The organism is Azospirillum sp. TSH20 (assembly GCF_003115935.1).
Lineage (GTDB): Bacteria > Pseudomonadota > Alphaproteobacteria > Azospirillales > Azospirillaceae > Azospirillum.
Genome location: NZ_LGQU01000206.1, coordinates 1 through 9,626, shown reverse-complemented (window position 1 = coordinate 9,626; position 9,626 = coordinate 1). Strand labels below are relative to the sequence as shown.

General features: G+C 64.9%; 10 protein-coding genes and 1 pseudogene. 8 read left to right on the top strand and 3 right to left on the bottom strand.

Annotated features, from left to right (window positions below):
- Positions 1-604 (bottom strand): peptidoglycan-binding domain-containing protein (locus TSH20_RS35430; RefSeq protein ID WP_247874561.1); only part of this gene is annotated, 604 nt, incomplete at its 3' end.
- A 112-nt stretch (positions 605-716) separates the two neighbouring features.
- Between TSH20_RS35430 and TSH20_RS35195 the strand changes: the two genes are divergently transcribed.
- The 3 genes and pseudogenes from TSH20_RS35195 to TSH20_RS34265 form a co-directional block, all read left to right on the top strand.
- The gene (locus TSH20_RS35195; protein WP_158282119.1) at positions 717-917 is read left to right on the top strand and encodes a hypothetical protein; all 201 of its coding nucleotides are present in this window, start codon (positions 717-719) and stop codon (positions 915-917) included.
- Positions 918-999: 82 nt separating this feature from the next.
- A complete protein-coding gene (locus TSH20_RS34270; protein WP_158282118.1) occupies positions 1,000-1,803 on the top strand; it encodes an NB-ARC domain-containing protein in 804 nt (267 codons plus the stop codon).
- A 21-nt stretch (positions 1,804-1,824) separates the two neighbouring features.
- A pseudogene (locus tag TSH20_RS34265) lies at positions 1,825-2,166 on the top strand (C-terminal helicase domain-containing protein); the annotation flags it as partial.
- Positions 2,167-2,487: 321 nt separating this feature from the next.
- On the opposite strand, the gene TSH20_RS34260 reads toward TSH20_RS34265, so the two are convergent.
- Positions 2,488-4,794, bottom strand: a complete 2,307-nt coding sequence (locus tag TSH20_RS34260) for an AAA family ATPase (RefSeq protein ID WP_158282117.1) — start codon at positions 4,792-4,794, stop codon at positions 2,488-2,490.
- Between the two features lie 289 nt (positions 4,795-5,083).
- Entirely contained in the window at positions 5,084-5,563 is a 480-nt protein-coding gene (locus TSH20_RS34255) for a helix-turn-helix transcriptional regulator (RefSeq protein ID WP_199232120.1), read from the bottom strand.
- A 352-nt stretch (positions 5,564-5,915) separates the two neighbouring features.
- On the opposite strand from TSH20_RS34255, the gene TSH20_RS34250 reads away from it, so the two are divergent.
- The 5 genes from TSH20_RS34250 (at position 5,916) to TSH20_RS34225 (ending at position 9,561) form a co-directional block, all read left to right on the top strand.
- Positions 5,916-6,476 carry a hypothetical protein gene (locus TSH20_RS34250; RefSeq protein ID WP_109157336.1) on the top strand — a complete coding sequence of 187 codons (561 nt, stop codon included), beginning with the start codon at positions 5,916-5,918 and terminating at the stop codon, positions 6,474-6,476.
- A 176-nt stretch (positions 6,477-6,652) separates the two neighbouring features.
- On the top strand, positions 6,653-7,378 hold the full coding sequence (locus TSH20_RS34245; protein WP_146205458.1) for a hypothetical protein: 726 nt from the start codon (positions 6,653-6,655) through the stop codon (positions 7,376-7,378).
- Positions 7,379-7,423: 45 nt separating this feature from the next.
- Positions 7,424-7,591 carry a hypothetical protein gene (locus TSH20_RS35190; RefSeq protein WP_158282116.1) on the top strand — a complete coding sequence of 56 codons (168 nt, stop codon included), beginning with the start codon at positions 7,424-7,426 and terminating at the stop codon, positions 7,589-7,591.
- On the top strand, positions 7,588-7,779 hold the full coding sequence (locus tag TSH20_RS34240) for a helix-turn-helix domain-containing protein (protein WP_109157338.1): 192 nt from the start codon (positions 7,588-7,590) through the stop codon (positions 7,777-7,779). Before TSH20_RS35190 ends, TSH20_RS34240 begins: the two co-directional genes overlap by 4 nt.
- A gap of 870 nt (positions 7,780-8,649) precedes the next feature.
- Positions 8,650-9,561 carry a hypothetical protein gene (locus TSH20_RS34225; protein WP_109157341.1) on the top strand — a complete coding sequence of 304 codons (912 nt, stop codon included), beginning with the start codon at positions 8,650-8,652 and terminating at the stop codon, positions 9,559-9,561.
- Positions 9,562-9,626 lie beyond the last annotated feature (65 nt).

The window sequence follows — 9,626 nt, the reverse complement described above, 5'->3', positions numbered from 1 at the left end:
CCATTCGCGAGCGCGGCCCCCGCCGCCAAACCACCAGGAGGCCTGTGCCGCCGATCGCCGCCAGTAGCAGCCAGAGCACGGTCGGACCGGATATGGCGGGTTTCACCCCATCATTCCGCACCGGTGACGGCGGTGCGGACGAAGGGTGCGGCGGAATGATGTCGGCTTCCACAGGGGCCGCGATGGTCTTCGATTGCTCCTCGGGCGGAGCGGCGACCACTTGCGCCGGCATCGGAGGGAACGGCACCGGCCCGGCTGGCGGCGGGGAGGTCGGCTGGGAAGTCGGCACCGGAAGCCCGTCCCCCAATCGGCGCATGGTTTCGGCGTCTAGCGCACCCGTGACCGGCAATCCCTGGCTGCGCTGGAAGGCGCGTATGGCGCGTTGCGTCCGCTCTCCCGGCTGTCCATCCGGCGTGCCCACGTCGAAGCCTTTGCTCTGAAGCGCTTCCTGGGCCTGCCGTACCTCGGTACTGACCGGCTTGGCCGAGGCGGTACCCGTCGCGACCGTGCCCAGCAGAACCAGTGCTGTCAGGACCGGCCGACAAGCCGCGATCCGCCATCGCAGGTCAGTACGAAATGACGTCAGTGGCTGGCAGAGGACCATCACGGAAAGCCTTCTGGCGGAGGAATGACTTATCAGAATAGATGCAGGCTAGCCGGCTCACCCCGGGTTTTGGCATGATATCCACCATTCCACCGACGCGCGAGCCAAGAGTATGCCCACCCCATTCCGCGATTTTCCTGGCCGCCCACACTACCATCAGCCCAGACCGGATCTTCTGGCCGGTCTGAAGGCCAAGGTAATGGGTGGCGGAGGGGCGGTCGCCGCAACCGGCCGGGCGGCGAGCATCGGGCTGGAAGGCAGGGGGATCGGCAAGACCACGCTGGCGTGCGACCTGTACCGCGAACCGACGTAGCGGCGGCCTTCCCCGGCGGCATCTTCTGGATGACATTGGGCGAAACGCCGGACGTAGGACAGGCACAACGCCGGCTGATCGATTGGATCGGCGGCACCCCCCCCCCGTCACCCCGCGCGACACGGCGGAGGGCCGCGACCGGTTGATCACCCTGCTGGCCGGCCATCCCGCGCGCAGCCTGATCGTGCTGGACGATTTATGGGAGGCCGCACATGCGAGGGAACTGCTGCCAGCCATCGACCGCCACACGCTGCTGATCTCCACCCGCCGCGGCGACCTGCTTCGCATCCTGGGCGCCGAGGAACACCGGGTGGGGGAGATGACGCCCTCCGCTGCCCGCGCGCTGCTCGCCGCCTGTGCCGGCTGCGACGAAGACCGCCTGCCCGCTCCCGCCGATGCCATCATCTGGGAATGCGGCCAGTTGCCGCTGGCGCTCGCCATCGTCGGCGCGCTGCTGGCGGGCGAGGACGCTTCGACCTGGGCCGAGGTGCTGGAGACACTGCGCAGGGCCGACCATGACGGGCTGGAAAGCGAGCTGCCGGATTATGCCCGCTCCCGTCATGTCTTCGGCGCCCTAGCAGTCAGCGTCGACCGGCTGGACAACAGCGACCGCGACCGTTTCACTGACCTCGCCGTCTTCCCGGAGGACGCGGCGATCCCCGTCGCCGTTTTTGCGCATCTGTGGCCCGACTTGTCCGAGCTGAAGCGCAAGAAGCTGCTGTCGCTGTTTGTCGACCGCAATCTGGCTTGGCGAAGCGAGCGCGTCCTGATCTTCCTCGACGATCTGGCGATGCAGGCACGCTTGGCCGGCATCCTTCAGCGCCGTTACCGGCTAGGGACCCCTCCGATGATCATCAGCGGTCAGGTCGCCGGTGCCGCAAGATAGGCGCGGGTCGACCGCTTCCAAGCCGGCGCCGATGGGTTCGACGCGATGATCCTGTCGCCCCGGGCTGGTGGCGTCGGCTTGACGCTGACCCGCGCCAACCACGTCATCCACCTTTCACGCTGGTGGAACCCGGCAGTGGAGGATCAGTGCACCGGCCGAGCCCTGCGTATTGGCCAGACCAAGCCGGTGTTCGTGCATATCCCGATGGCGGTGTTGGGCGAGGGCTGCTCGGCCTTCGACCGCAATCTGAACGCCCTGCTCGCTCGGAAGCGCCGCCTGTTCCAGGATGCGCTAATGCCGCCGGCAGCAACGGACGAAGACCGGAACGAGCTGTTTACGGCGACGGTGACGTCGGCGGCATAGACCCGTCCCTGCGGCATCAGCGAATGATCAGGGTTTTCAAATATACGGCACTACCTCGGCCACTTTTCGGAACGAACCTGCCCCAAGTGGGGCGTTCCGGAGCTTTAGATGAAGGCATTCCCGATGCCTTCATCTATCTAAAGATAGCGATCCCCAGGGACAAATTTCCTTGGCAAAACAATAGGTTACGTCGGGACGAAAAGCGGGGACAGGGATCAGGCAGCCACTGATTTATCTGAGATAAATCAATGGCTTAGAAAATCCCCGGCAACTCTGATCCCGGCTGGGGACGCGGGAACCGGGGATGTTTCCTAACCTCGGCTACTCCTCATCGCTACCATCATCGACGCAGGCATCCTCGACCGGTTCCGGTGCGCCAGCCTTCACACGTCCGACACCGCGAGCAAAAGGCCCACCTGGTACATCAAGCCACTTAGGTACAGAGCTCCCCTTCGCAGCACACTTGCGAATGCGATCAAAAGCAAGGAGCTTTCTAACGATACCCTCGAGGGTGTCCCGCGATGACTTGGAAAGCACCGGTCCCAGCAGCTTACGATTCGGATACACCCCTTGATCCTTACCGGTGTGCTGAAATGGGTGCCCGACTTCAGCAAAATGCCGAATCTTGTCGACCATCAGCTCCATCAGCAATTCTTCAGATTGACGTCCTCCGCGAAGCTGTTGGGTGATGTCAACGAGGAGGCCGACTTCGTTGCGGACATAGGTCCGTGTCTCGCGGTCGGCTTTGGCATTGGCTTTGACGACCGCGCCATGCAGGACCTGATTGGGAGAATAGGGCCGGTTACGAATCTTCAGAATCGATCGTGCGACACTTTCTTCGGCGGGCCAGAGCGCGTAAGCGCAACGCACACCGTCGACCAATGCGGACGTGCCGCGGATCGCCTCACGCGCTTGCTCGGGAGTGGTGACCGACTTGCCGTTGGCGGGCTTACGCATGTGGTGATTGATGATAACGGCTGCCCCGGTTTCACGGGCGAGTCGCGCAAACTGGGCCATTGCGTAGGCAGCGCCAGTGGTATCTGTCGTGAGGTCACCTTGCAGGAATACCTGCAGCGGATCGATCACCACCAGTTTCAGGTCCTCAATGGCCATCAAGTCGCGCTGAATCCCCTCGAAGAAGGTGGTCGTACTCACCTGCCCCTTGTTCATCGTCACCAGGGGCTGAGCGCCGCCAAAGTCGATCAAGGGCACGATCTTAAGGTTATCATTACCGCAATGGCGATTGCCCGGGTCGAGGTTGCGAAGTCGCTCATGAATGGTGTCGGAGTCGTCCTCCCCGAGATACATGACCACTTTGCCCGTTGTCTTGATTGCACCGCCAAACGCTGTCTCTTCGCCGCCGAAAGCGGTGCTGGGCGCTCCAGCAGCTACCTTGATCGCCAAGTCGAGGGTCATCATGCCTTTTCCGGCATCTCCCATAGCTGAAAAGAGCGTCACCATACCGAGTGGAAGGATGCCGTCCACCAAGTACTGACGCACTTTCGGGGCGCCGCGGAACATGTCGCGAGCTGGAGAAATGGCTACCAAGCCGGGGTAACCCGATGACGGATTAAGGGCAGCGACGACCTTCCGCGTACCGCTGCGCACCCACGCACGGATGCTGTCCAGAGTCCAACCCATACCCTTGCCGCACGGATCATAGGGAGCGGCCAGATCGGCGACGTCTGTGCCGTCGCGCCACTGTTCTTTTGGGGTCAGGATGGCGACAGTCGCCGCGCCGGCCCGCATGATTGCCTCGCCGGCCTTCTCCGCATACTCACAGCCCACCTTGTCCTTGTCGGGCCAGATGATGACGCGCTTGCCGGCCAGCGGCGACCAGTCAGTTTTGTCGGTCGGCGCCTTCGCTCCGCCCAGCGCCGACGTCGCCGGTAGGCCCAGCGCCCACAGCGCGTCGGCCGCCTTCTCGCCTTCGACCAGGATGACCTCGTCGACGTTCGCCAGCTCCGGCATGCGGTAGAGGGGGCGCGGATCCTGCGGTGCCGACCAGCGCCGTTCGCGGGTGAACCATTGGCGATAGGTCTTATTGACCTCGCCCGTCTCCGGATCGACCGGGTCATAGCGGTAGACGCGGCAGATTTCCGCGCCGGCCATGTCGTGATAGACCCACATGCCGGTGTGCATGCCCAGCTCGTCGGTCGGCGGCGCCTTCATCGGCTGCCAGTCGCTGGTCGGCTCGCCCGGCGTCGGCGCCGCGTTGACATAGCGGTGGCTCATCCCGCCGAGCCATGCCTTGATGGAGTCAAGAACCTGCGGGAATTGCGTCCTGGCGTTCATGCCATGGCAAGCAGCCCACAAGGTCAGGATGTCGCCGCCTTCCTGCGAGTCAGCCGCGTTGCCGTGGTCGCACCAGACGCCTTTCTTTTCACCCGTCAGCTCGATTTCCAGGCTGTCGCCCGGCTCGCCGGCGGTGTTGCCGATGACGAACTTCCGCCCGACGCGCTTGCCCTTCGGCAGCAGGTAGGTCAGCACGTCAGGCAAGGCGCCCAGCAAGATCTCCTTGATGGCGTCCTTCGCCCCTTCCTGCTGCGGCGAGTCCGGGATTTCGATCTGGTTAGGCGCATCATTGAAGTCCAGCCACGCTTTCGGGCGGATGACGTTGTCATACATGGATTGTTTTCCAGTGGGGGCCTGCCCGAGCCGCCATGCGCCACCAAGCGTGGGGCGCATCAGCGCAGATCGGGCTTCTGGAAATGCTATTGTGCGCCGAACCCCTACCTTGCCCGCACCTTTCGGCAAAAAATTGGATTGCTCGGTCGGCGCTCGGAGCTAGCTCATTGTCAAAGCGACTCTGATTACGCCAACCCTCACAAAGTTAAGAAATATTTTTGCCAACTCCGTAAATAATATAGGGCCCTTACGTCACATGGCAAAGCATGAGATTGAAAGATGCATGCATTTATCCAGACTTCGGCCGCCTAACCTCCAAGATCGCCGCCAGCTGTAGAACCGCTAATTCCAAATCTTCTTGATTTAACCTTCGAGCTATAGCTTTCACTCGCCCTTCTAATATAAAACGCTTATCTTCAATAGGTTGGTCGGCATCCTCAAAAAAATACTGAATCGGGACATCAAGATGCCGACCGAGTTGCTCCAGCGTGTCGATCGTCGGAAAGGTGCGGCCTCGTTCGATGTTGGACACGGCCTCGACCGTCCGGCCGACCAGATCCGCCAATGCCTCTTGGGTAAGGCTGCGGGCCACCCGCGCCTCCTTGACCCTCAACCCGACACGCTGCTTCAAGCTCAATGACATGAGCCGGATCATTACGCCGTTATAGCGCCTTGACCACGATCCACCAGATCGGTATTCGTCGATCAGAACGAACCAATGGACCGGCATGAGCCCATGCAAGCCGACAAACACATCAGCGGCGAACATCTCTCCGTCAGCAGTGTCTCCATCAGTGGCAACACCGGGTCCGGCCCGCGGCCCTGTCGGTTACGCCGCTTACCTCGCCAGTCCTCAATGGCGCGCTCTGCGGCGTGGTGCGTTCGCCCGCGATGCGGGCGGTGCGTCCTGTGTAACGCGACAGACCAGCTGGAAGGGCACCACCGCGTTTACCCGCCTGGCGGCGACTGGGCCAAGGATCGCCTGGAAGCCGTGACGACGCTGTGTGCGCCCTGCCACGAGACCGTGACCGGCATGCTGCGCGGCCGCCGCTACGCCACGGCCACGGTCAATCTCGCCGACACCCAGCCAAGCCGCCCCCGTCCGCGGCTGGAGGCCCCCGATGTATCAGCCCCTGAGCTTCCAGATCACCGGCGTCTCACCCCTCCTCATGCACAACGGCCGGCTGGCCGATCCGCTCGACCCGCTGGTCAAGGACATCAAGAAGCTGAGCAGCAAGCGGCCGAAGACAGAGGCCGATCTGGAGCGGATGGCCAAGCTTGAGTTCCTCGGCTCGCTGTACCTACATGGCGGTGAACCTTGCCTCCCCGGCGAGTTGATCGAGGCGGCGCTGATCGACGGTGCCAAGCGCAAACGCCGCGGGCCGCTGGCCAAAGCGGGCATCCTGTGTGACGGCAACATCCCGCTTCAGTATGACGGCCCCCGTGAGCCGGAGGCGTTGTGGGATGATAGCCGCTTCCGCTTTCGCACGGGCGTCCGGGTCGAGCGCCTGCGGGTGATGCGTGTCCGGCCGCGCTTCGACGACTGGAGCGCTGCGGTCACCATCCAGTTCATGCCGTCGCTGCTGAGCGAGGATGACATCCGGGACATCATTCGCACCACCGGCGAGGTGGTCGGCCTTGGAGATTGGCGCCCCAAATTCGGGCGCTTCACGGTGCATTGAGGGGCCGACCGGCGCCTCGATGCGACCTTGGCGTGGCACGGATCGGCGTGGCATGGCAAGGCTGGGCATGGCAGGGGAAGGGCGGCACCAGCCGCCCTTCATGCCGCGGGATGGTCCCGGTATGATCCGACGCGGTACCGCGGCACTATCCCCCTTCGACATCACACCGAGCCATCATGACGGAACAGGCACCTCCGCCGACGGAAATGCAGGATGAGCCCTGGCGGCCGTTGTTCGATGCTATCGTCGATCGGCTGCAGTTGTCCGATCCCAACAGGATTGCGGCATGGCACCTCTACGTCGAGCAACTTCCGGCCTTGGCGGCGTCCCAGGCAGCCATCGACCAAACGCCCGCCCCCAGCGCCACCCGCGACCGGATGAAGCGCGTCATGGCGGCCTGCGACGCCCTGCTGGAGGCCCTTCAGGACGACACACCGCAGGATGGACGCCTCCGTCCCGTCCCGCAGCTTCTGTGGGGCTTGGCCGCGCAGTTGGCGCCGGACGATCCCAATGCCGCCGTCATCGGCGGACAGGCAGACCACGCGCTTGAAGATGCCTTCAGCGGCGTACTGATGCTGCGCGCCGCAGCCGAGCTGGTACGGGATGCCGAAGCGGACCGCGTCGCCTCCGGCGTCGGTGGAACGCGCCACAAGGCCGCGGCCGGCTACCACATGACCTTCGACTTCCTGCTGGACGTCTATGAGGCGATCAGCGAGCGGCCGCTCGGGACCTCCTGGGACGACATGAGCGGGGCCGCCGGCGGGCCGCTGGTTGACTTCCTCCAGCTCTGCCTACAGGCGCTGGGCTACACGCCAACCAAGAACGCCCCGCGCACCGCAGTAAGGCGCGCCATCAAAGCCCGGCGAACCGACCCGAACAAATCAGCTGCGCCGCAAAGCTGATCTGGCCCTTTCGGCACAAGCGTCCAGCTTTGGCACGAAGAGGGGATGACCCACCATGTCCTCTCCCCCGACACCGCCACCCCCTGCACCCCTCCTGAATCCGAGGTTGCGGTCGAGCGCCTGCGTGCGCTGGCGCGCCTGCTGGGCCGCATGGCGGCGCGGGAATACCTGGCGGCTTCGGGCGAGGCGACGCAGCCCCCGAAGCCGGAATGACCAAGCCCCCTTCCCGTCCCGCCGCCCTGCTGACCATCCCTGAGGTCGCCGAGCGCCTGCAGGTCAGCATCAAGACCATCCGCCGCTGGATCGCGTCGGGCGACCTGCCCACCGTCCGCCTCGGCAGTCAGATCCGCATCCAGCCGAAGGACCTCGACATCTTCCTGCGGCAGCGCTGGATCAGCTGACCACCGCTGTCCATCCTTGTCCAGTAGTGGCAAGGACTTTGACGATCACCGGGAAGAGGTAGCCCTCGTATTTTCGAACCAAAGACGTGCTACGTCTTCCCGATCCGGACTTCCTGTCCACTCCTGTCTTCCCGAGGCCACGGATGACCACCTCCACCACTTCCCAGATTCCGCCCAGCCTGCCTGCGGTGCTTGATATGCGATCTCTGGCCGACCTGCTGACGCGCGTCCTGGCCGACCCCGCCCTGCCGCCGCAGCGCGCTCGGGACCATGCCTCCTCCCTGCGCCGCTTCGGCCGCATCGTCGGACGCGACCTCGCCGCCATCCCCGCCAGCTTTGATGCGCTGCGCCCGCTGATCGCCTCCGTCCATCCGGCGGCCCACGGCCTGTCGCTCAAGCGCTGGCAGAACATCCGCTCCGCCGTCAGCACCCTGCTGCGCCACTATGGCGCCACCGCGATCCATCGGCGCCTCGCCTGCCACCTGCCGGAGCCCTGGTACAGCCTCCGCGCGGCGGTCACCGACCCGGCGATGCAGCGCGGCCTCGCCCGTTTCCTGCGCTACTGTGCCGACCACGACATCGCGCCGGACGCCGTGTCGGACGCCACCTTTACCGCCTTCGCCACTTCGCTGACGACTGGCACCCTCGTCGCCAAGCCGCAGCGGGTCGAGCGGATGGCCCGCCAGCAGTGGAACCAGGCCGTCGCCGCCGCCTTGCCCGGCTGGCCGATCACGCCGGTGCCGGACACCAGCAATCGGGACGACTACCAGCTGCCGTTGGAGCGCTTCCCGCCGTCATTAGCCACCGATCTGGCGGCATGGATGCGGCGGCTGTCCGGCGCCGACCCGCTGGACGAATTCGGCCCGGCCGTTGCGCCCCAGCTCGCTGAAGACCGCCCGCGGCCATGTGCTGCGTTTCGCCGCTGCCCTCGTCCATGCCGGCGAAGACCCCCAGGCGTTGACCACGCTGGCGGCGCTGGTGGTGCCGGAGCGCTTCAAGATCGCCCTGCTGTGGCTGATGACCCGCCGGGGCGGCGCCAGCCCCGGCCTGATCGAACAGGCGAAGTGCCTGCTCGCCGTCGCCCGCCACTGGGTTCAGGTACCGAAAGCCGACCTGGAGCGGCTGAACAAGCTGGTCGCCAAGCTCGGCAGCCGCCGCAAGGGCATGACCGAAAAGAACCGCGCCCGACTGCGCGCCTTCGACGACCCCAAGCACCTGCTGGCCCTGCTCACCCTGCCGGAGCGGCTGATGGACAAGGCCGACCGCATGGCGGCGCCCAGCCGCCGGGAAGCCCTGATGGCGCAGACCGCGGTGGCCGTGCAGATTCTGCTGTTGGTGCCGTTGCGCCGCCTCAACCTGCTGCGGCTGGACGTCCATCGCCATCTCTGCCGCAGCCGCTCCGGGCGTCACGCCGTCGTCCATCTCGTCATCCCGGCGGAGGAGACCAAGACCAGCCAGCCGATCGAGGCAGTGCTGCCGGAACCGCTGGTGCGGATGATCGACCACTTCATGACGCGCTACCGTCCGCTGCTGACGCCAGACACCGGCGGCCTTCTATTTCCCGGACGCGATGGCGGCTGCAAGCACATCACCGCTTTGACGGCGCAGATCGAGCGGGCGGTCCGCGACCACACCGGCCTCGCTGTCAATCCGCACCTGTTCCGCCACCTTGCCGGCAAGCTCAGCCAGCAGTTCGATCCCGGCAATTACGAGCTGTCGCGCCAGCTCCTCGGCCATCGCTCCACCGACACGACGGTGACTATGGCCCGACAATCACGGTGAGAATGGCGACAATCAGGATGAGAATGGAATGCCGCCGTCGTGTCGGAGGACGGGCGTAGCCCGAC

Coding starts and splice junctions, on each gene's coding strand:
- TSH20_RS35195 (WP_158282119.1), top strand. CDS start 717: ATGCCCACCCCATTCCGCGATTTTCCTGGCCGCCCACACTACCATCAG.
- TSH20_RS34260 (WP_158282117.1), bottom strand. CDS start 4,794: ATGTATGACAACGTCATCCGCCCGAAAGCGTGGCTGGACTTCAATGAT.
- TSH20_RS34255 (WP_199232120.1), bottom strand. CDS start 5,563: ATGTTCGCCGCTGATGTGTTTGTCGGCTTGCATGGGCTCATGCCGGTC.
- TSH20_RS34250 (WP_109157336.1), top strand. CDS start 5,916: ATGTATCAGCCCCTGAGCTTCCAGATCACCGGCGTCTCACCCCTCCTC.
- TSH20_RS34245 (WP_146205458.1), top strand. CDS start 6,653: ATGACGGAACAGGCACCTCCGCCGACGGAAATGCAGGATGAGCCCTGG.
- TSH20_RS35190 (WP_158282116.1), top strand. CDS start 7,424: ATGACCCACCATGTCCTCTCCCCCGACACCGCCACCCCCTGCACCCCT.
- TSH20_RS34240 (WP_109157338.1), top strand. CDS start 7,588: ATGACCAAGCCCCCTTCCCGTCCCGCCGCCCTGCTGACCATCCCTGAG.